Origin of the sequence: Streptococcus sp. 2106 (assembly GCF_013277315.1) — a bacterium.
In the GTDB taxonomy this organism is placed as follows: domain Bacteria; phylum Bacillota; class Bacilli; order Lactobacillales; family Streptococcaceae; genus Streptococcus; species Streptococcus pseudopneumoniae.
In genome coordinates, this window is the sequence record NZ_VMMS01000029.1 from 1 (window position 1) to 18,771 (window position 18,771).

20 protein-coding genes, 1 tRNA gene and 1 other annotated feature are annotated in these 18,771 nt (G+C 40.6%); of the genes, 18 read left to right on the forward strand and 3 right to left on the reverse strand.

What is annotated here, in order from left to right; translation table 11 throughout:
• Nucleotides 1-189 precede the first annotated feature (189 nt).
• Nucleotides 190-421, forward strand: a binding site (T-box leader).
• A 388-nt stretch (nucleotides 422-809) separates the two neighbouring features.
• Genes trpE through trpA form a run of 7 tightly spaced genes read left to right on the forward strand, consistent with a single transcriptional unit; the run spans nucleotide 810 to nucleotide 7,069 of the window.
• The gene (trpE, locus tag HT723_RS03520) at nucleotides 810-2,171 is read left to right on the forward strand and encodes an anthranilate synthase component I (protein WP_172934654.1); all 1,362 of its coding nucleotides are present in this window, start codon (nucleotides 810-812) and stop codon (nucleotides 2,169-2,171) included.
• A complete protein-coding gene (locus HT723_RS03525) occupies nucleotides 2,168-2,734 on the forward strand; it encodes an aminodeoxychorismate/anthranilate synthase component II (protein WP_000601923.1) in 567 nt (188 codons plus the stop codon). Before trpE ends, HT723_RS03525 begins: the two co-directional genes overlap by 4 nt.
• A 10-nt stretch (nucleotides 2,735-2,744) precedes the next feature.
• Complete coding sequence (gene trpD / locus HT723_RS03530) at nucleotides 2,745-3,749, forward strand: anthranilate phosphoribosyltransferase (RefSeq protein ID WP_172934655.1); 1,005 nt, start codon at nucleotides 2,745-2,747, stop codon at nucleotides 3,747-3,749.
• The gene (gene trpC / locus HT723_RS03535; RefSeq protein ID WP_172934656.1) at nucleotides 3,746-4,513 is read left to right on the forward strand and encodes an indole-3-glycerol phosphate synthase TrpC; all 768 of its coding nucleotides are present in this window, start codon (nucleotides 3,746-3,748) and stop codon (nucleotides 4,511-4,513) included. The genes trpD and trpC overlap by 4 nt, the downstream gene beginning before the upstream one ends.
• Nucleotides 4,500-5,099, forward strand: coding sequence for a phosphoribosylanthranilate isomerase (locus tag HT723_RS03540; protein ID WP_172934657.1), 600 nt, complete (start codon nucleotides 4,500-4,502; stop codon nucleotides 5,097-5,099). The genes trpC and HT723_RS03540 overlap by 14 nt, the downstream gene beginning before the upstream one ends.
• Nucleotides 5,077-6,300 (forward strand): tryptophan synthase subunit beta, encoded by a 1,224-nt coding sequence (gene trpB / locus HT723_RS03545; RefSeq protein WP_172934658.1) that lies wholly within the window; start codon nucleotides 5,077-5,079, stop codon nucleotides 6,298-6,300. Before HT723_RS03540 ends, trpB begins: the two co-directional genes overlap by 23 nt.
• Nucleotides 6,293-7,069 carry a tryptophan synthase subunit alpha gene (gene trpA, locus HT723_RS03550; RefSeq protein WP_172934659.1) on the forward strand — a complete coding sequence of 259 codons (777 nt, stop codon included), beginning with the start codon at nucleotides 6,293-6,295 and terminating at the stop codon, nucleotides 7,067-7,069. Before trpB ends, trpA begins: the two co-directional genes overlap by 8 nt.
• Here the strand turns inward: trpA and HT723_RS03555 are convergent.
• Complete coding sequence (locus tag HT723_RS03555; protein ID WP_000565005.1) at nucleotides 7,041-7,700, reverse strand: A24 family peptidase; 660 nt, start codon at nucleotides 7,698-7,700, stop codon at nucleotides 7,041-7,043. The genes trpA and HT723_RS03555 overlap by 29 nt on opposite strands.
• A gap of 69 nt (nucleotides 7,701-7,769) precedes the next feature.
• Between HT723_RS03555 and HT723_RS03560 the strand changes: the two genes are divergently transcribed.
• The 6 genes from HT723_RS03560 (at nucleotide 7,770) to HT723_RS03585 (ending at nucleotide 14,341) form a co-directional block, all read left to right on the forward strand.
• Nucleotides 7,770-8,216, forward strand: a complete 447-nt coding sequence (locus tag HT723_RS03560) for a GNAT family N-acetyltransferase (protein ID WP_172934660.1) — start codon at nucleotides 7,770-7,772, stop codon at nucleotides 8,214-8,216.
• Between the two features lie 181 nt (nucleotides 8,217-8,397).
• Nucleotides 8,398-9,399 (forward strand): LacI family DNA-binding transcriptional regulator, encoded by a 1,002-nt coding sequence (locus HT723_RS03565; RefSeq protein ID WP_172934661.1) that lies wholly within the window; start codon nucleotides 8,398-8,400, stop codon nucleotides 9,397-9,399.
• A 149-nt stretch (nucleotides 9,400-9,548) separates the two neighbouring features.
• On the forward strand, nucleotides 9,549-10,466 hold the full coding sequence (locus tag HT723_RS03570) for a sugar ABC transporter permease (RefSeq protein WP_166730612.1): 918 nt from the start codon (nucleotides 9,549-9,551) through the stop codon (nucleotides 10,464-10,466).
• Between the two features lie 10 nt (nucleotides 10,467-10,476).
• The gene (locus HT723_RS03575; protein ID WP_000797961.1) at nucleotides 10,477-11,367 is read left to right on the forward strand and encodes a carbohydrate ABC transporter permease; all 891 of its coding nucleotides are present in this window, start codon (nucleotides 10,477-10,479) and stop codon (nucleotides 11,365-11,367) included.
• A gap of 28 nt (nucleotides 11,368-11,395) precedes the next feature.
• Nucleotides 11,396-13,012 carry an ABC transporter substrate-binding protein gene (locus HT723_RS03580; protein WP_172934662.1) on the forward strand — a complete coding sequence of 539 codons (1,617 nt, stop codon included), beginning with the start codon at nucleotides 11,396-11,398 and terminating at the stop codon, nucleotides 13,010-13,012.
• A 9-nt stretch (nucleotides 13,013-13,021) separates the two neighbouring features.
• The gene (locus HT723_RS03585; protein ID WP_172934663.1) at nucleotides 13,022-14,341 is read left to right on the forward strand and encodes a glycoside hydrolase family 32 protein; all 1,320 of its coding nucleotides are present in this window, start codon (nucleotides 13,022-13,024) and stop codon (nucleotides 14,339-14,341) included.
• Nucleotides 14,342-14,653: 312 nt separating this feature from the next.
• Here the strand turns inward: HT723_RS03585 and HT723_RS03590 are convergent.
• A tRNA-Lys gene (locus HT723_RS03590) sits at nucleotides 14,654-14,726 on the reverse strand.
• A gap of 264 nt (nucleotides 14,727-14,990) precedes the next feature.
• Nucleotides 14,991-16,262 carry a replication-associated recombination protein A gene (locus HT723_RS03595; protein WP_172934664.1) on the reverse strand — a complete coding sequence of 424 codons (1,272 nt, stop codon included), beginning with the start codon at nucleotides 16,260-16,262 and terminating at the stop codon, nucleotides 14,991-14,993.
• Nucleotides 16,263-16,543: 281 nt separating this feature from the next.
• On the opposite strand from HT723_RS03595, the gene HT723_RS03600 reads away from it, so the two are divergent.
• The 5 genes from HT723_RS03600 to HT723_RS03620 all read left to right on the forward strand — a co-directional run bounded on the left by HT723_RS03600 (nucleotide 16,544) and on the right by HT723_RS03620 (nucleotide 18,717).
• The gene (locus HT723_RS03600; protein ID WP_000425689.1) at nucleotides 16,544-16,765 is read left to right on the forward strand and encodes a hypothetical protein; all 222 of its coding nucleotides are present in this window, start codon (nucleotides 16,544-16,546) and stop codon (nucleotides 16,763-16,765) included.
• A 218-nt stretch (nucleotides 16,766-16,983) separates the two neighbouring features.
• Nucleotides 16,984-17,169 (forward strand): hypothetical protein, encoded by a 186-nt coding sequence (locus HT723_RS03605; RefSeq protein WP_119947629.1) that lies wholly within the window; start codon nucleotides 16,984-16,986, stop codon nucleotides 17,167-17,169.
• A 118-nt stretch (nucleotides 17,170-17,287) separates the two neighbouring features.
• Complete coding sequence (locus HT723_RS03610; protein WP_001132287.1) at nucleotides 17,288-17,467, forward strand: type II toxin-antitoxin system HicA family toxin; 180 nt, start codon at nucleotides 17,288-17,290, stop codon at nucleotides 17,465-17,467.
• A gap of 36 nt (nucleotides 17,468-17,503) precedes the next feature.
• Nucleotides 17,504-17,956, forward strand: a complete 453-nt coding sequence (locus HT723_RS03615) for a type II toxin-antitoxin system HicB family antitoxin (RefSeq protein WP_172934665.1) — start codon at nucleotides 17,504-17,506, stop codon at nucleotides 17,954-17,956.
• Between the two features lie 290 nt (nucleotides 17,957-18,246).
• Nucleotides 18,247-18,717: a DUF3013 family protein gene (locus HT723_RS03620; protein ID WP_000257085.1), complete on the forward strand. Its 471-nt coding sequence runs from the start codon at nucleotides 18,247-18,249 to the stop codon at nucleotides 18,715-18,717.
• Nucleotides 18,718-18,771 lie beyond the last annotated feature (54 nt).

The window sequence follows — 18,771 nt, forward strand, 5'->3', positions numbered from 1 at the left end:
TCAAAACACTGTTTTGAGGTTGTAGATAGAACTGACGAAGTCAGTAACCATACCTACGGCAAGGTGAAGTTGACGCGGTTTGAAGAGATTTTCGAAGAGTATAAAGGTGTACCGAGATGAACATCTCTTCATCAATGTCTCTGGTCGTGGAGACAAGGACCTAGCTGCAATTGCAGACTACCTAGAAGCTAAAAAATAAAAGATGGAAAAATTACAGTCCTTTCTCTCACAGAGAGCTTGTGGTTGCTGAAAACAAGCAGAGAAAACTGTAAGGTTGGGTCCATCTGAAACGAGAGAAGAAAACATAATTCTCAAGGGAGTGCCCTTTATCGCACAGCCTGTTACAGGAGGTTTCTGAGACAGGAATGAGAGATAGGAGAAATCCTATAATTGAGGTGGCACCGCGAATTTCGTCCTCACGCAAGTTATTTTGCGTGGGGATTTTTATATATTTATCGCAGATATTGCGATTAATTTTTTAAATATTTTCAATAAATAGGTCGTTATAGAATATTTACGAACGAAGTGAGTTTCTAAAAGCTGTTTCCCGCCATAGTGGTATCTTAGAGAAGCAAAGATGCTTCTCTAGGACGGAATTTTTGAGAGTAAAATAGTTCGGGGAACTATTTTAGCCTGAGCCTAGAAATGAATGAGCGAGGAGCTCAAAAATTAGGTCTTTCATTTCCTGGATTTCTAAAATCATCCACTGGATAATTTTACCTCCCGTCCGCACTATTTAAGGGAAATAGAAAAAAATAATAAATTAACACTAAAAGTCTATAAAGAAAAGAATCGAAAGGGAAATTACAATGGAACGAATCATTCATGGAGATGTCTTATCACCAATCTTGGCTTATATGCGCTTAAAGGGGCAACATAAGGTTATTTTAGAGAGTATTCCGAGAGACAAGGAAACGGCTCGTTTTTCTATCCTAGCCTATAATCCAGTTTTTGAGATTAAGTTTGAAAATGGAGTTCTCTATCAAAATGGTCAAGTGATTGATCGGGATCCCTTGGATTTCCTTTATGAAGTGATTCATAAGAGTCAGCACCGCTCAGAGCTCCCTTTTGGTGGTGGAGCCATTGGTTTTGTGGGTTACGATATGATTTCGCTTTATGAGGAAATTGGTCAAATCCCTGAAGATACTATTGGAACGCCAGACATGCATTTCTTTGTCTATGAGAGTTACATAGTTTTTGACCATAAGAAGGAAAAAATTCATGTCATCGAGGATGCTCTTTACAGCGATCGTAGTCAAGAAGATTTGGAAAAAGCCTTGAACCAAGTGCTTGAGGAATTACGCATCCTTGCTCCAAATGAATTTGAAGATTTGGATTTATCACCACTTGACTTCAAACCCCATATCGCTCCTCAGAAGTTTGAGGAAATGGTGGAAACAGCTCGTGATTTGATTCGTAATGGGGATATGTTCCAATGTGTACTCAGCCAGCGCTTCTCAGCAGAAGTTACTGGAAATCCATTTGACTTCTACAGAAATCTCCGCGTGACCAATCCATCCAATTACCTCTATTTCTATGACTTTGGGGATTATCAAATCATCGGAGCCAGTCCAGAAAGTTTGGTTTCCGTCAAGAATGGCATCGTGACAACTAATCCGATTGCAGGTACGAGACCAAGAGGAGCTACGGATGAAGAGGACAAGACTTTGGCGACAGACCTGCTTTCTGATGAGAAGGAAACAGCAGAACATCGAATGTTAGTAGACTTGGGACGAAATGATATTGGCCGCATCTCTGAAACGGCCAGTGTCCAAGTCACTAAGTATATGGAAGTGGAGCTCTTCCGCTATGTTATGCATTTGACCAGCGTGGTCAAGGGGCGTTTGCTTCCAGAACTCACTGCTATGGATGCCTTGAAATCAACGCTTCCTGCTGGAACCGTTTCTGGAGCACCAAAGATTCGAGCTATGAGACGCATCTATGAACTGGAAACAGAAAAACGGGGCGTATACGCAGGAGCAATCGGCTACTTGTCTGCGACGGGTGATATGGATTTTGCCATTGCCATCCGAACGATGATTCTCAAAAATCAAACAGCCTATGTGCAGGCTGGGGCAGGGATTGTCTATGATTCCATCGCAAAAAACGAATACCAAGAAACTATTAACAAGGCTAAATCTATGACTAGAATTGGAGAACTAAGACCATGATTTTATTGATTGACAACTATGATTCTTTTACCTATAACTTGGCGCAGTACATTGGGAATTTTGCAGAAGTTCAGGTTTTGAGAAATGATGATTCCAAGCTGTATGAAGAAGCTGAAAAAGCAGATGGTCTGGTCTTTTCTCCTGGTCCTGGTTGGCCAGTTGATGCTGGAAAGATGGAAGACATGATTCGTGATTTTGCTGGCAAGAAGCCGATTCTTGGGATTTGTTTGGGCCACCAAGCCATTGCAGAAGTCTTTGGTGGTAAGTTAGGTTTGGCTCCAAAAGTCATGCATGGGAAACAGAGCCATATCAGCTTTGAAGCGCCATCTGTTTTGTATCAAGGTATCGAGGATGGCCGTGCAGTCATGCGTTATCACAGTATTTTGATTGAAGAAATGCCAGAAGACTTTGAAGTGACAGCTCGTTCGACTGATGACCAAGCCATCATGGGGATTCAACATAAAAACCTACCGATTTATGGTTTCCAGTACCATCCAGAGAGCATTGGAACGCCAGATGGCTTGTCTTCTATTCGGAATTTTATCGAGAAGGTTGTAAAGTGAGGAAACTAGGATGAAAGAGATTATTGAAAAACTAGCAAAATTTGAAAATTTATCAGGTGTGGAAATGACGGATGTCATTGAGCGTATCGTAACTGGGCGTGTAACGGAAGCGCAGATTGCTTCTCTCCTCTTAGCTCTTAAGATGAAGGGGGAAACACCTGAAGAACGCACAGCCATTGCCCAAGTCATGAGAGGGCATGCCCAACATATTCCAACTGAGATTCATGATGCCATGGACAACTGTGGTACAGGTGGAGACAGGTCTTTCAGTTTTAATATTTCCACAACTGCAGCCTTTGTCTTGGCTGGTGACGGTGTTCATATGGCAAAACACGGTAACCGCTCGATTTCTTCTAAATCTGGTTCTGCAGATGTCCTCGAAGCCTTGGGAATCAATCTTGATCTCAAACCAGCTGAACTAGGTAAGGTCTTTGATAAAACTGGAATCGTCTTTCTCTTCGCTAAAAATATGCACCCAGCTATGAAATACATCATGCCAGCTCGTTTGGAATTGGGAATTCCAACGATTATGAACTTGACTGGTCCCCTGATTCATCCAATGGCTTTAGAAACACAGCTTCTTGGAATTAGTCGTCCAGAACTCCTAGAAAGTACAGCTCAGGTTTTGAAAAATATGGGTCGCAAACGTGCCATCGTGGTTGCTGGACCAGAAGGGTTGGATGAAGCTGGTTTGAATGGAACAACCAAAATTGCACTTCTTGAAAATGGCGAAATCACCTTGTCAAGCTTTAATCCAGCGGATTTGGGAATGAAAGGCTACGCTATCGAAGATATTCGTGGAGGCAATGCTCAGGAAAATGCAGAAATTTTGCTTAGCGTTCTTAAAAATGAACCAAGTCCATTCTTGGAAACGACAGTCTTAAATGCTGGTCTTGGTTTCTATGCTAATGGTAAAGTTGATAGCATCAAGGAAGGAGTTGCCTTGGCCCGTCAAGTCATTGCTAGTGGCAAGGCCCTTGAAAAACTCAGATTGTTGCAGGAGTACCAAAAATGAGTCAGGAATTTTTAGCACGAATCTTGGAGCAGAAGGTGCGTGAGGTAGAGCAAATGGAGCTGGAGGAAATCCAGCCCTTGCGCCAGACCCATCGCTTGGCAGAATTTTTGAAGAATCACCAGGAACGCTTGCAGGTAATCGCTGAGGTCAAGAAAGCTAGCCCTAGTCTGGGAGATATCAATCTCGATGTGGATATTGTGCAACAGGCCCAGACTTATGAAGGAAACGGAGCAGTGATGATTTCTGTTCTGACAGATGAGGTTTTCTTTAAAGGGCATTTGGATTATCTACGGGAGATTTCCAGTCAGGTAAACATTCCGACGCTCAACAAGGACTTTATTATCGATGAAAAGCAAATCATTCGAGCTTGCAATGCAGGTGCGACAGTCATCTTGCTCATTGTGGCAGCCTTGTCCGAAGAACGCCTCAAGGAACTTTATGACTATGCGACAGAGCTTGGTCTGGAAGTCTTGGTGGAGACTCACAATCTAGCTGAACTAGAAGTGGCTCACAGACTTGGTGCCCAGATTATCGGAGTCAATAACCGCAACTTGACCACCTTTGAAGTTGACTTGCAGACCAGTGTGGATTTGGCTAAATATTTCAAAGATGATTGCTTGTACATTTCTGAATCTGCTATTTTCACAGGGCAGGATGCGGAACGAGTAGCGCCATACTTTAACGGAATTTTAGTAGGGACAGCTCTCATGCAGGCAGAGGATGTGGCTCAAAGAATCAAGGAGTTGCAGATTGACAAAGGTTAAAATTTGTGGACTATCGACCAAAGAAGCGGTGGAAACAGCCGTATCAGCAGGAGCCAACTACATTGGTTTTGTCTTTGCACCTAGTAAAAGACAGGTGACTTTGGATCAGGCTGCTGAGCTGGCAAAGCTTATTCCTACAGATGTCAAAAAGGTTGGTGTATTTGTTTCACCAAGTCGAGCTCAACTGCTAGAAGTCATTGACAAAGTTGGCTTGGACTTGGTTCAAGTTCACGGTCAGGTGGCAGATGATTTATTTGAGAATTTGCCTTGTGCCAGTATTCAGGCTGTGCAGGTGGATGGAGAGGGTCATGTACCCAATTCTCAGGCAGACTATCTACTCTTTGATGCCCCTGTGGCAGGAAGTGGCCAGACCTTTGACTGGGGTCAACTAAATACGACTGGACTAAATCAGCCCTTCTTTATCGCAGGTGGGCTTAAGGAAGACAATGTAGTAAAAGCAATTCAACACTTTACTCCCTATGCAGTAGATGTATCGAGCGGAGTGGAGACAGATGGACAAAAAGATCATGAAAAGATTAGAAGATTTATAGAGAGGGTAAAGAATGGCATATCAAGAACCAAATAAAGATGGATTTTACGGAAAATTCGGTGGACGTTTTGTCCCAGAAACATTGATGACAGCAGTTTTGGAGTTGGAGAAGGCCTATCGTGAAAGTCAGGCAGACCCAAGTTTCCAAGAGGAATTAAACCAACTCTTGCGCCAGTATGTGGGGCGTGAAACTCCTCTTTACTACGCAAAAAACTTGACCCAGCATATTGGCGGAGCCAAGATTTATCTCAAACGGGAAGAACTTAACCATACAGGCGCCCACAAGATTAACAATGCCTTGGGACAAGTTCTTCTGGCTAAACGCATGGGTAAAAAGAAAATTATCGCAGAAACGGGTGCTGGTCAGCACGGTGTAGCAACTGCAACTGCTGCGGCCCTCTTTAACATGGAATGTACCATCTACATGGGTGAGGAAGATGTCAAACGCCAAGCCCTCAATGTCTTCCGAATGGAGCTTTTGGGAGCTAAGGTCGAGGTCGTGACAGATGGTTCGCGCGTGCTCAAGGATGCGGTTAATGCAGCCCTTCGTTCATGGGTGGCTAATATCGATGATACCCACTATATTCTTGGTTCTGCCTTGGGGCCTCATCCATTTCCAGAAATTGTTCGTGACTTCCAAAGTGTCATTGGTCGAGAGGCTAAACAACAGTACCGCGATATGACAGGACAAAATCTGCCAGATGCCCTAGTAGCCTGTGTTGGTGGTGGGTCGAATGCCATCGGTCTCTTCCATCCCTTTGTAGAAGATGAGTCAGTAGCCATGTATGGAGCTGAAGCGGCTGGACTTGGTGTGGATACGGAGCACCACGCAGCTACCTTGACCAAGGGTCGTCCAGGTGTCCTTCACGGTTCCCTCATGGATGTGCTCCAAGATGCCCATGGTCAAATTCTTGAAGCCTTCTCTATCTCAGCAGGTTTGGACTATCCTGGTATCGGTCCAGAGCATTCTCACTACCACGATATCAAACGTGCCAGCTATGTCCCTGTGACAGACGAAGAAGCTTTGGAAGGATTTCAACTCTTGTCTCGTGTGGAAGGGATTATCCCAGCCTTGGAATCTAGCCATGCTATCGCTTTTGCGGTGAAATTGGCCAAAGAACTTGGACCAGAAAAGTCTATGATTGTCTGTCTATCAGGTCGTGGGGACAAGGATGTGGTTCAAGTCAAAGACCGCTTGGAAGCAGATGCAGCAAAGAAGGGAGAAGCTCATGCCTAAGATACTAACAGAAAAATTGAATGCTATAAAAGCAACTGGAAAAGGAATTTTCGTTCCCTATATCATGGCTGGTGACCACGAAAAAGGTTTGGACGGTCTTGCTGAAACAATTCACTTTTTAGAAGATTTGGGTGTCTCTGCAATTGAAGTGGGTATTCCCTTTTCAGACCCTGTTGCAGATGGACCTGTTATCGAAGAAGCTGGCTTGCGCAGTTTAGCCCACGGGACCTCTACCCAGGCTTTAGTTGAAACCTTGAAAACCATTGAAACAGAGATTCCACTGGTCATCATGACCTACTTCAACCCCCTCTTTCAGTACGGTGTGGAGAACTTTGTCAAAGATCTGGCTGATACAGCTGTGAAGGGCTTGATTATCCCAGACCTGCCTCATGAACATGCCAACTTTGTAGAACCATTTTTGGCAGATACAGACATTGCTTTGATTCCCCTAGTTAGTTTGACAACAGGACTTGAGCGTCAAAAAGAGTTGATTGATGGGGCAGAAGGATTCGTCTATGCGGTTGCCATCAATGGGGTGACAGGGAAATCAGGCAATTACCGTGCAGATTTGGACAAGCACTTGGCGCAACTTCATCAAGTGGCTGATATCCCAGTCTTGACAGGTTTTGGTGTATCTAGTCAAGCCGATGTAGAACGCTTCAATGCAGTGTCAGATGGCGTTATCGTCGGTTCGAAAATTGTAAAAGCTCTCCACGAGGGAGAGCCGATTGAGGACTTTATCAAACAAGCAGTAGCTTACCAAAAATAATCACACAAGCAGCAAGTAAGAGGAAAGGCACGAAAGGAAGTCTTTCCTTTTTCTTTTGCAGGAGAAAGGCCAGGATACCCGTCGCAGAAGCGAACTGAATCAAGATCAGTAACTCCGTTACGCTAAAGACGAGAGCGCAAGAAGCTAAAAAAAGGAAATCCCCTGCACCCATGCGGATATCGATAAAATGAGCCAAAATTCCAAGTATGAGGAAGGAGACCATGACCAGATTCCAGCCAGAGGAAGCTATTAGGATTAGGTGGAAAGTCATCCAGACCAGTAAGGGATATTCCTGATGGCGAAAGTCGTAGATGCCCAAGGTCAAACCAGCAGTGATTAGGATGACTTTACTCAAGGAAAGTAATTCCCAAGAGTAAAGCAGAAAGAGGAGTCCTAAGCCTAGTTCAAAGAGGGCATACCAGACAGGATAGCGGACCTTGCAGTAGCGACAGCAAAAGCGATTGAAGACCTGTGAGAGAATCGGAATCAAATCTAAGGGACGCAAGCGAGTCTGACAGGAATCGCAGTGACTGGCTGAACTGATAATGGATTGCTCTGGAAAACGGTCAATGACCAAACCAAGAAAGGAAGCTAGAATGCTCCCGACGAGAAAAAAATAAAAATCAATCATACTTATCTATTCGTAAAAAATGGGAGAAATAGTATAATGGAGAAACATAGATAAGGTGGTGAGGAAAAGATGACAATTCGTTTTGAAGAAAAGGTGAGCACAGAAAACGCTCAATTTGTATGCCAGTGGTCCAACTACCTAGGCAAATCCTTTCAAGAACAATGGATGGGACCAAGGATTCCTTTTCTACTGACCCTTCAAGCCTTGGAAGGAGTCTTTTCGATCTTTGATGGACAAGAGTTTGTGGGGCTAATACAAAAAATCAGTCTAGAAGACAGCAATCTTCATATTGGAAGATTTTTTATCAATCCCCAGAAACAGGGACAGGGCCTAGGTAGCCAGGCTTTCAGGAAATTTGTTAGTTTGGTCTTTGAAAATAGAGATATAGACAGCATCTCTCTAAATGTCTTCGAGGCAAATCAAAGAGCTCAGAATCTTTACAAAAAAGAAGAATTTGAAATCGTTCAAATAGTTGAAGCACCTGTAAGAAAATACATCATGAAAAAGGGGAGATAGGAAGCAAACAAAGGCTTTTCCTGTTTTATGTAGATGTTTACACATGAAAATTGAAGTATTTTCAAAAGCTAATTGGAGTGATTTTATTCATGATGGGATAAATGATCTGGCCAAAAATGATTGAGAAATAGTTGCTTAAAAAGCGTTTGCATGATACTATATATTGAAAGGAGGTGATAATATGGTAGAACAAAGAAAATCAATTACCATGAAAGATGTTGCTTTAGAAGCAGGAGTTAGCGTTGGAACAGTTTCACGTGTGATTAATAAAGAAAAAGGCATTAAAGAAGTAACCTTGAAAAAAGTGGAACAAGCAATTAAAACCTTGAATTACATTCCAGATTACTATGCTAGAGGAATGAAAAAAAATCGAACAGAAACGATTGCAATCATTGTACCAAGTATCTGGCATCCCTTCTTTTCAGAATTTGCTATGCATGTGGAAAATGAAGTCTATAAGAGGAATAATAAATTACTCTTATGTTCTATAAATGGTACAAATAGAGAGCAAGAGTATCTGGAGATGTTGCGTCATAATAAAGTTGATGGAGTGGTTGCTATTACCTATAGTCCAATTGAACATTACCTGTCGTCAGGAATTCCCTTTGTCAGTATTGACCGTACATACTCAGATATTGCTATTCCTTGTGTTTCATCAGATAATGATGCAGGTGGAAGAGAAGCAGCTAAACAATTAATTAGTAAAGGATGTCAGCATTTAGCCTTTGTGGGCGGACATAATACAACCATTAATGAAACCAAACGTCGTAGAATTTCCTTTGAAAAGTATGTCCAAGAGCATAAAATACCTCTTAGTATTTTTGATTTGGATGAGACAGTTACTGACTATCATGGGAAACTAGAGAGTTTCTTGGAAGAAAATCCTTCTATAGATGGAATTTTTACAATTAACGACTTTGCAGCTTTAGATGTTATTGATATACTAGAAAAAAATGGCAAACATATTCCTCATGATGTCCAAATTATTGGATACGATGGAATTAAAATGGCTGGAGATAGAGATTATCTACTTTCAACAATTGAGCAACCCCTGGAGGAAATGGCTAGAGAAGCTGTACGAATCCTATTTGATATCATAGAAGGAAAGGCTGTTAATTTGCAGACAATCCTACCAGTAAAATTTGTTGAAGGAAAAACAACAACAAATGAAAATAAGTCTTGACAGAAAGCGCTATCAATGATAGAATGAAATCAGATAAAAAGATTTATTTTTAAAACAAAAATGAAACGTTTCAAAAAAAGAAATAAAGAGACAGCGCCAAGCGCTATCTTTTCTAGAACAAAAATGAAACGTTTCAAAAGGAGGTTGCTATGAATAGCAAAGCGAAGCAAGTTTCTCTTTGGGAAAGAATCAAGAAACAAAAACTCTTGTTATTGATGACTGTCCCCGGTTTAGTTTTAACCTTTATCTTTAAATACATCCCTATGTATGGGGTTTTAATCGCATTTAAAGATTACAATCCCTTAAAAGGAATTTTAGGGAGTGATTGGATTGGTTTTTCTGAGTTTACAAAATTCATATCCTCTCCCAACTTTGGTATCTTGTTAGCCAACACATTAAAATTAAGTATCTATGGTTTATTGCTTGGCTTTTTACCACCAATCATTCTTGCGATTATGCTCAATCAACTCTTGAGTGAAAAAGTCAAAAAACGAATTCAGCTCATTTTATACGCACCAAACTTTATCTCAGTCGTTGTTATTGTCGGTATGATTTTCCTCTTCTTTTCAGTGGGAGGACCAATCAACAATTTTCTTTCTATGTTTGGAATGAAGGCTGACTTCTTGACAAATCCAGACTTCTTTAGACCTTTATACATCTTTAGTGGTATCTGGCAAGGAATGGGCTGGGCTTCAACGCTCTACACGGCAACATTGGTAAATGTAGATCCAGCCTTAGTAGAAGCAGCCCGACTGGATGGAGCCAATATCTTCCAACGAATCTGGCACATTGATATTCCAGCTCTTAAGCCTATTATGGTTATCCAATTTGTTTTAGCTGCAGGTGGAATTATGAATGTCGGATATGAAAAAGCATTCTTGATGCAGACATCGTTAAATTTGCCAACTTCTGAAATTATCTCGACATATGTCTATAAAGTTGGTCTTGTATCAGGAGACTATTCTTACTCAACAGCGGTTGGTTTGTTTAATGCAGTGATTAACGTAGTATTGCTTGTTGCAGTTAACCAAATCGTTAAACGCATGACTAATGGTGAAGGAATTTAAGGAGGAAAGTATGAAAAATTCGATTATGGATACAAAATTTGATAGACGTATCTTACTCTTAAATAAAATCATTATTGTCTTTATCGTTTTGATGACTTTGCTTCCTTTACTTTATATCGTCGTAGCATCCTTTATGGATCCTAAGGTTCTGGTTAGTAGAGGGATTAGCTTTAATCCAGCCGATTGGACTGTAGAAGGTTACCAGCGTGTATTCAGTGACCAATCTATTCTAAGAGGTTTTATCAATTCTCTACTATACTCTTTTGGATTTGCAGCTTTAACAGTATTGCTATCTGTGTTTACAGCTTATCCTCTTTCTAAGAAAGACTTGGTTGGACGTCGTTGGATTAACTACTTCTTGATTGTGACTATGTTCTTTGGTGGTGGTTTAGTCCCAACTTACTTGCTCGTAAAAGAATTGGGAATGCTCAATACTCCATGGGCTATCATTGTTCCAGGTGCTGTTAACGTTTGGAATATTATTCTTGCTAGGGCCTATTTCCAAGGATTGCCTGAAGAATTAGTTGAAGCTGCTGTCATTGATGGTGCAAATGATTTACAGATTTTCTTCAAAATCATGCTTCCTCTTGCAAAACCAATTATGTTTGTTCTCTTCCTTTATGCGTTTGTAGGACAGTGGAATTCATACTTTGATGCAATGATTTATATCAAGGATCCAAACTTGGAACCATTGCAACTTGTACTTCGTAAAATTCTCATTCAGAGCCAACCAGGTCAAGACATGATTGGAGCACAAGCGGCTATGAATGAAATGAAACGTTTAGCTGAATTGATTAAATACGCAACTATTGTCATTTCCAGCTTGCCATTGATTGTTATGTATCCATTCTTCCAAAAATACTTTGATAAAGGAATTATGGCTGGTTCACTTAAAGGATAAAAAAAGAAAAAATAAAAGGAGTTTTCTCATGAAATTCAAAACATTCTCAAAATCAGCAGTTTTGTTGACAGCTAGTTTAGCAGTACTTGCAGCCTGTGGCTCAAAAAATACAGCTTCAAGTCCAGATTATAAGTTGGAAGGTGTAACATTCCCACTTCAAGAAAAGAAAACATTGAAGTTTATGACAGCCAGTTCACCGTTATCTCCTAAAGACCCAAATGAAAAGTTAATTTTGCAACGTTTGGAGAAGGAAACTGGCGTTCATATTGACTGGACCAACTACCAATCCGACTTTGCAGAAAAACGTAACTTGGATATTTCTAGTGGTGATTTACCAGATGCTATCCACAACGACGGAGCTTCAGATGTGGACTTGATGAACTGGGCTAAGAAAGGTGTAATCATTCCAGTTGAAGACTTGATTGATAAATACATGCCAAATCTTAAGAAAATTTTGGATGAGAAACCAGAATACAAGGCCTTAATGACAGCACCTGACGGACACATCTATTCATTCCCATGGATTGAGGAGCTTGGAGAAGGCAAAGAATCTATCCATAGTGTCAACGATATGGCTTGGATTAACAAAGATTGGCTTAAGAAACTTGGTCTTGAAATGCCAAAAACTACGGATGATCTGATTAAAGTCCTAGAAGCTTTCAAAAACGGGGATCCAAATGGAAATGGAGAGGCTGATGAAATTCCATTTACATTTATTAGTGGTAACGGAAACGAAGATTTTAAATTCCTATTTGCTGCATTTGGTATAGGGGATAACGATGATCATTTAGTAGTTGGAAATGATGGCAAAGTTGACTTCACAGCAGATAATGATAACTATAAAGAAGGTGTCAAATTTATCCGTCAATTGCAAGAAAAAGGCTTGATTGATAAAGAAGCTTTCGAACATGATTGGAATAGTTACATTGCTAAAGGTCATGATCAGAAATTTGGTGTTTACTTTACATGGGATAAGAGTAATGTTACTGGAAGTAATGAAAGTTATGATGTTTTACCAGTACTTGCTGGGCCAAGTGGTCAAAAACACGTAGCTCGTACAAACGGTATGGGATTTGCACGTGACAAGATGGTTATTACTAGTGTAAACAAAAACCTAGAATTGACAGCTAAATGGATTGATGCACAATACGCTCCACTCCAATCTGTGCAAAATAACTGGGGAACTTACGGAGATGACAAACAACAAAACATCTTTGAATTTGACCAAGCAACTAACAGCCTCAAACACTTACCACTAAACGGAACTGCACCAGCAGAACTTCGTCAAAAGACTGAAGTAGGAGGACCACTAGCTATCCTAGATTCATACTATGGTAAAGTGACAACTATGCCTGACGATGCCAAATGGCGTTTGGATCTTATCAAAGAATATTATGTTCCTTACATGAGCAATGACAATAACTATCCAAGAGTCTTTATGACACAGGAAGATTTGGACAAGATTGCCCATATCGAGGCAGATATGAATGACTATATCTACCGTAAACGTGCTGAATGGATTGTAAATGGCAATATTGATGCTGAGTGGGATGATTACAAGAAAGAGCTTGAAAAATACGGACTTTCAGATTACCTCGCTATTAAACAAAAATACTACGACCAATACCAAGCAAACAAAAACTAGAGGTTGATTATGGGAGATAAGAAATACACAGTAGAAAAAGCCAATCGTTTTATAGCAGAAAATAAACATCTCGTAAATACTCAATATAAGCCTGAAGAACATTTTTCAGCTGAGATTGGTTGGATCAATGATCCGAATGGATTTGTCTATTTTCGTGGAGAATACCATCTCTTTTATCAATTCTATCCATATGATAGTGTTTGGGGGCCTATGCACTGGGGTCATGCTAAAAGTAAGGACTTGGTGACTTGGGAGCACTTGCCGGTGGCACTTGCTCCTGACCAAGACTACGACCGCAATGGTTGCTTCTCAGGCTCTGCCATTGTCAAGGATGATCGCCTCTGGCTCATGTATACTGGTCATATCGAAGAAGAAACAGGTGTTCGTCAAGTGCAAAATATGGCATTTTCAGACGACGGGATTCACTTTGAAAAGATTGAACAAAATCCAGTCGCAACTGGAGCAGATTTGCCAGATGAGTTGATTGTTGCTGATTTCCGTGATCCAAAACTCTTTGAAAAAGATGGACGCTATTACTCCGTAGTAGCTGCCAAACATAAGGATAATGTGGGCTGTATCGTTCTACTAGGGTCCGATAACCTAGTAGAATGGCAGTTCGAATCCATCTTTTTAAAAGGGGTAGAACACCAAGGCTTTATGTGGGAATGCCCAGATTACTTTGAGTTAGATGGGAAGGCTTGCCTTATTATGTCACCCATGCGTTATCAGAGTGAGGGAGACTCATATCATAACATCAACTCATCGCTTTTGTTCACGGGTAAGGTAGATTGGAGAGAAAAACGTTTTATCCCAGAATCAGTTCAAGAAATTGATCATGGCCAAGACTTCTATGCGCCTCAAACATTGTTGGACGATCAAAATCGTCGTATCCTGATTGCTTGGATGCAGACATGGGGGCGTACCCTTCCAACCCATGACCAAGAACACAAGTGGGCATGTGCCATGACTTTACCTAGAATTCTAAGATTGGAAGATGGCAAACTAAGACAATTCCCTGTTAAAAAAGGCCAATATCAAATCCAAATAGATAAAGATTGTCATTACCACTTAGGAAATGATATAGATTATCTTGAATTTGGTTATGACAGTAATGTGCAGCAAGTTTACATTGATCGTAGCCATCTTATTCAAAAAATTCTAGGTGAAGAAGAACAGGACACTAGTCGACGGTATGTAGATATTGAAGCTAAAGAATTGGAAGTTGTTCTAGATAAAAATTCCATCGAGATTTTTGTCAATCAAGGCGAAGCAAGCTTGACTGCAACTTATTACTTAACGGTGCCAGCTGAGCTATCACGAATTGATTAAAAATTAATACTCTTCGAAAATCTCTTCAAACCACGTCAGCGTCGCCTTACCGTACTCAAGTACAGCTTGCGGCTAGCTTCCTAGTTTGCTCTTTGATTTTCATTGAGTATAAGTTATTTCTCCTAAAGAAAAAGTTCTCTTTCTAAAATAGTGGAAAGAGGACTTTTTGTGTTTTGGGTATATAAGCTTAGTTTATGGTATTTGTAAAATTGGTGTTGGATTATGATTTAAACTAGTTTTCTAAAGAATTTGAAAAAAATTTTATTTAAGCAAAAAAACCTTGGTTCCAAGGCTTTTCCTGTTGTATTTAGATGCCCCCTACAGGGATCGAACCTGTGACCCACGGATTAAGAGTCCGCTGCTCTGCCAGCTGAGCTAAGGAGGCAAAGAAAAAAGCTGTATTGGTGCCGAAACTTCACGGTTTGTATTGAACCCGCGCAATTAAGCAGGTGGGCAACTCGCTCTAACTGAAGCTGTTTCCGTGTGAGACGGCCTACATGCTGTTAGAAGACTTTTGTTTCCCTAATAATACAAAAAATAGTCGGTCAACACTTAAGTGTGAAGTCGTACACCACAGCGTTTCTATATTTATATGATACCACTTTTTCAAAAAAAATCAAGAGGAAAGTGCAATTTTTTGAAAAGGATTTCAGATTTTTCGCAAATGGTCGATAGCTTCCTTTCTTTGAGCCAAAGCCCGTTCATATTTACCAGTATCTTCTGCTTGGAAATAGTGATGATTACGAATTTTTTCTGGCAGATAGTCTTGCTTGACCCAATTTCCAGGATAGTTGTGTGGATAGAGATAGTCTTGGGCATTCCCCAGTTCCTTGCTTCCACTGTAGTGCCCATCACGCAGGTGTCGCGGAATAGGCAAGTGCCCTGATGTTTTGAGGTCAGCAAGTGCCTTATTCATAGCTACATAGGCTGAGTTGGATTTTGGAGAAAGGGCCAAATCAATCACGACATTGGCAATGAGAATGCGGGCTTCTGGGAACCCAATCTTCTGGGCGGCATCCAGAGCAGTCACGGTATGAATCTGGGCCTCAGGATTGGCTAAGCCGATATCTTCATAGGCGATAACAGTCAAGCGACGAGCGAGACTAGGCAGATCCCCAGCCTCAATCAAGCGGGCAGTATAGTGGAGACTGGCATCCACATCTGAGCCACGAATAGACTTTTGCAGGGCAGATAGAACATCATAGTGACCGTCTCCATCCTTGTCCATAGTGATGTAGCTTCTCTGAAGACTATTTTCCATGATGTCTAAGGTGATGTGGCGAATGCCCTTGTCATTCTCAGGGGTAGAGAGAACAGCCAAGTCCAGTGAGTTAAAGGCAGAGCGAAGGTCTCCGTTTGTAGAGGTTGCGATGAAATCCAGCGCATCCTCATCTAGTTCTATTGGAAAATCAAAACCACGTTCAGGGTTACTTAGAGCTATCTGCAGGGCCTCTTTGACGTCTTGGTTAGACAGAGGTTCCAACTCGAAAATTTGAACACGGCTACGAATGGCAGGAGTGACAGAGAAGAAAGGATTTTCAGTCGTTGCTCCAATCATGATGACCAGTCCACTTTCCAAGAGAGGCAAGAGGAAGTCTTGCTTGGTCTTATCTAGTCGATGAATTTCGTCTAGCAATAGGACGAGACCACCAGAAAATTTAGCTTCTTCCGAGATTTCTTGCAGTCGCTTTTTACTATCAACTGTCGCATTGAAAGTTCGAAAGGCATACTTGGTCGTTCCAGCGATGGCAGAGGCAATACTGGTTTTGCCGATTCCCGGAGGGCCATATAGAATCATGGAGGACAGGCGGTTGGCTTCCACCATGCGGCGGATGATTTTTCCAGGTCCGACCAGATGCTCCTGACCGATGACCTGGTCGATGGTTTTAGGGCGCATGCGAAGCGCGAGATTGTCTGGCATAGCAGTCCTTTCTAGCGTGGATTTGAGTAGAATGACTCATCTACTATATCCATTCTAGCCTATTAGTTGTGATATTTCAATGGTTTTGTAATAATCAGGGAGTGAGATAGAATCTTTTTTACTATTTAATTTAATGAGGAGAGGTATCAGCATGAGAGATTTGATTTTCTTTAAAGCTCAAAATAGGATAGTTGAGCCTAAAGAAGTGGAAGTGCTGACTTGAGAAATAATATTGCTGAATGTCATTGTATGAACTATAATGAAAAGAGAGGTGATAAGCAATGGAAATGATGGAACTACCAAGTCAGGAAATTTTGATTTTTACAAAACAAATTCGTCATTGGATTCTTAGTGATCAAGTTATTTCAGGGAAAAGAAAACTTTTCTTCCGGGAAGATACTCCAAAAGAGATTTTAGATTTGTACGAAAACATTAAATCTAAACTTGATTTTGCTTACCAAGAAGTTCATTCTAATAATGGGTTGAAAAAATATGAAAAATAGAATAATTGATGTTTTTGAAGTAGTAAATCGCCTCCTTGTAATAACTGTTGAAAATCCTGATTTCGAAGACTTGAGAGTTAATCATACTCAATGAAAATCAAAGAGCAAACTAGGAAACTAGCCGCAGGTTGCTCAAAATCCTGTTTTGAGGTTGTATATGAGACTGACGAAGTCAGTCTCATATATACGGTAAGGCGACGTTGACGCGGTTTGAAGAGATTTTCGAAGAGTATCAGTTTGTAAAAATTGGAGATAAAAGGTATAGAGTACGCAGTGTTCCTATGATTCATTCAACTCCGCCTCAATCTGTCTTAAATCGAGATACTTTTACAATTGACTATACAAATGATGAATGGATCGAGAAAGAAGCAGTATTTACCACTCAAAAAAATAGACATGAATAAATTGGCTACCCTTAGAACCACATCTAGGGGCTTTTATGTATAAGAGAATAATAAGTATCACTCCTTTACAATACGTGTAACACGTGTTATAATGGTGTTGTCAGGAGGTAAAAGCGCTATGCCTATGACACAAAAAGAGATGGTTAAACTCCTTACGGCCCATGGTTGGATAAAGACTAGAGGCGGTAAAGGTTCCCATATTAAAATGGAGAAGCAAGGGGAAAGACCTATCACAATCCCTCATGGTGAGCTGAATAAGTACACTGAAAGAGGGATAAGAAAGCAAGCTGGGTTGTAAAATTCAGCCCCTGCTTTTTGATATGGAGGTAGTGAAATGTTAGTTACGTATCCAGCTTTATTTTATTATGACGACACAGACGAAACAGAAGCGACTTATTTTGTCCATTTCCCAGATTTTGAATACTCAGCTACACAAGGAGAGGGGATTTCTGAGGCTTTGGCTATGGGGTCGGAGTGGCTAGGGATAACTGTTGCAGATTTGATAGAGAGTGATGGAGAGTTACCTCAGCCATCAGATATCAATAGCTTGTCTTTAATTGATAATGATCCTTTTAAAGATGATGAAGATTTCGTGTCAACCTATGACCTTGATAAATCTTTTATTTCTATGGTATCTGTTGATGTATCAGAATACCTAGGAAGTCAGGAACCCATTAAAAAGACTTTGACCATACCAAAATGGGCAGATAAGTTGGGACGAGAAATGGGACTTAACTTTTCTCAGACTTTGACAGACGCTATTGCAGATAAGAAAGTTCAAGCCTAAGATTAAGCGTGGTATCGTGGTAATAGTCAATAAAAAAGCACGTCCACTTGTGCTAGTTACTCGCCTATTGATTTTATAGATTTATTAGCCCTTTCGCGGGCTTTTTATATTGATTTTTATGAGAAATGAAGAAATCAGACTTTTAAGAAAATCATTGATACCAAGGGTTTAAATGAGGTAATATGGTATAATTAGGACATAAAATAATTTTGTGGTAAGATGGTAGTATCTATTTTAGCATATTTCCGAGCAATCGGGGCGATTAAAGAGTCGCATAGAAAGAGGACAAAATGGCAACATACGGATTTTTAGATATTTTAGAGGAAGAGTTGGACAAGAACTTTCCCTTTGACTTTGAGATTAGTTGGGACAAGCGTAACCACGCGGTAGAAGTGAGTTTTCTATTGGAAGCGCAAAATGCTGCAGGTGTGGAGATGGTGGATGAAGACGGAGAGGTTTCATCAGATGACATTCTTTTTGAGGAAGCGGTCCTTTTCTACAATCCTGCTAAGTCAACCGTCAATGCAGAAGACTATTTAACGGTTATCCCTTATCTACCTAAAAAAGGATTTTCTCGCGAGTTTTTAGCTTATTTTGCCCTTTTCCTTAAAGATACTGCTGAGGTTGGGCTAGATGTCCTCATGGACTTTTTGGAAGACCCAGAAGCAGAGGAATTTGTCATGGAATGGAATCAAGAAGTCTTTGAAGAAGGAAAAGTTGGCTTGGAAGAGGGAGAATTTTATCCTTATCCGAGGTATTAGAAAAGATTCTAAGTGGACATTTTTAAATAATGAATTCAAGGAGAAGGGGGAGAT

Excerpts from the sequence above, each read along its gene's own strand:
- trpE (WP_172934654.1), top strand. The coding sequence starts at position 810 with ATGGAACGAATCATTCATGGAGATGTCTTATCACCAATCTTGGCTTAT.
- HT723_RS03525 (WP_000601923.1), top strand. The coding sequence starts at position 2,168 with ATGATTTTATTGATTGACAACTATGATTCTTTTACCTATAACTTGGCG.
- trpD (WP_172934655.1), top strand. The coding sequence starts at position 2,745 with ATGAAAGAGATTATTGAAAAACTAGCAAAATTTGAAAATTTATCAGGT.
- trpC (WP_172934656.1), top strand. The coding sequence starts at position 3,746 with ATGAGTCAGGAATTTTTAGCACGAATCTTGGAGCAGAAGGTGCGTGAG.
- trpB (WP_172934658.1), top strand. The coding sequence starts at position 5,077 with ATGGCATATCAAGAACCAAATAAAGATGGATTTTACGGAAAATTCGGT.
- trpA (WP_172934659.1), top strand. The coding sequence starts at position 6,293 with ATGCCTAAGATACTAACAGAAAAATTGAATGCTATAAAAGCAACTGGA.
- HT723_RS03555 (WP_000565005.1), bottom strand. The coding sequence starts at position 7,700 with ATGATTGATTTTTATTTTTTTCTCGTCGGGAGCATTCTAGCTTCCTTT.
- HT723_RS03560 (WP_172934660.1), top strand. The coding sequence starts at position 7,770 with ATGACAATTCGTTTTGAAGAAAAGGTGAGCACAGAAAACGCTCAATTT.
- HT723_RS03565 (WP_172934661.1), top strand. The coding sequence starts at position 8,398 with ATGGTAGAACAAAGAAAATCAATTACCATGAAAGATGTTGCTTTAGAA.
- HT723_RS03570 (WP_166730612.1), top strand. The coding sequence starts at position 9,549 with ATGAATAGCAAAGCGAAGCAAGTTTCTCTTTGGGAAAGAATCAAGAAA.
- HT723_RS03575 (WP_000797961.1), top strand. The coding sequence starts at position 10,477 with ATGAAAAATTCGATTATGGATACAAAATTTGATAGACGTATCTTACTC.
- HT723_RS03580 (WP_172934662.1), top strand. The coding sequence starts at position 11,396 with ATGAAATTCAAAACATTCTCAAAATCAGCAGTTTTGTTGACAGCTAGT.
- HT723_RS03585 (WP_172934663.1), top strand. The coding sequence starts at position 13,022 with ATGGGAGATAAGAAATACACAGTAGAAAAAGCCAATCGTTTTATAGCA.
- HT723_RS03595 (WP_172934664.1), bottom strand. The coding sequence starts at position 16,262 with ATGCCAGACAATCTCGCGCTTCGCATGCGCCCTAAAACCATCGACCAG.
- HT723_RS03600 (WP_000425689.1), top strand. The coding sequence starts at position 16,544 with ATGGAAATGATGGAACTACCAAGTCAGGAAATTTTGATTTTTACAAAA.
- HT723_RS03610 (WP_001132287.1), top strand. The coding sequence starts at position 17,288 with ATGCCTATGACACAAAAAGAGATGGTTAAACTCCTTACGGCCCATGGT.
- HT723_RS03615 (WP_172934665.1), top strand. The coding sequence starts at position 17,504 with ATGTTAGTTACGTATCCAGCTTTATTTTATTATGACGACACAGACGAA.
- HT723_RS03620 (WP_000257085.1), top strand. The coding sequence starts at position 18,247 with ATGGCAACATACGGATTTTTAGATATTTTAGAGGAAGAGTTGGACAAG.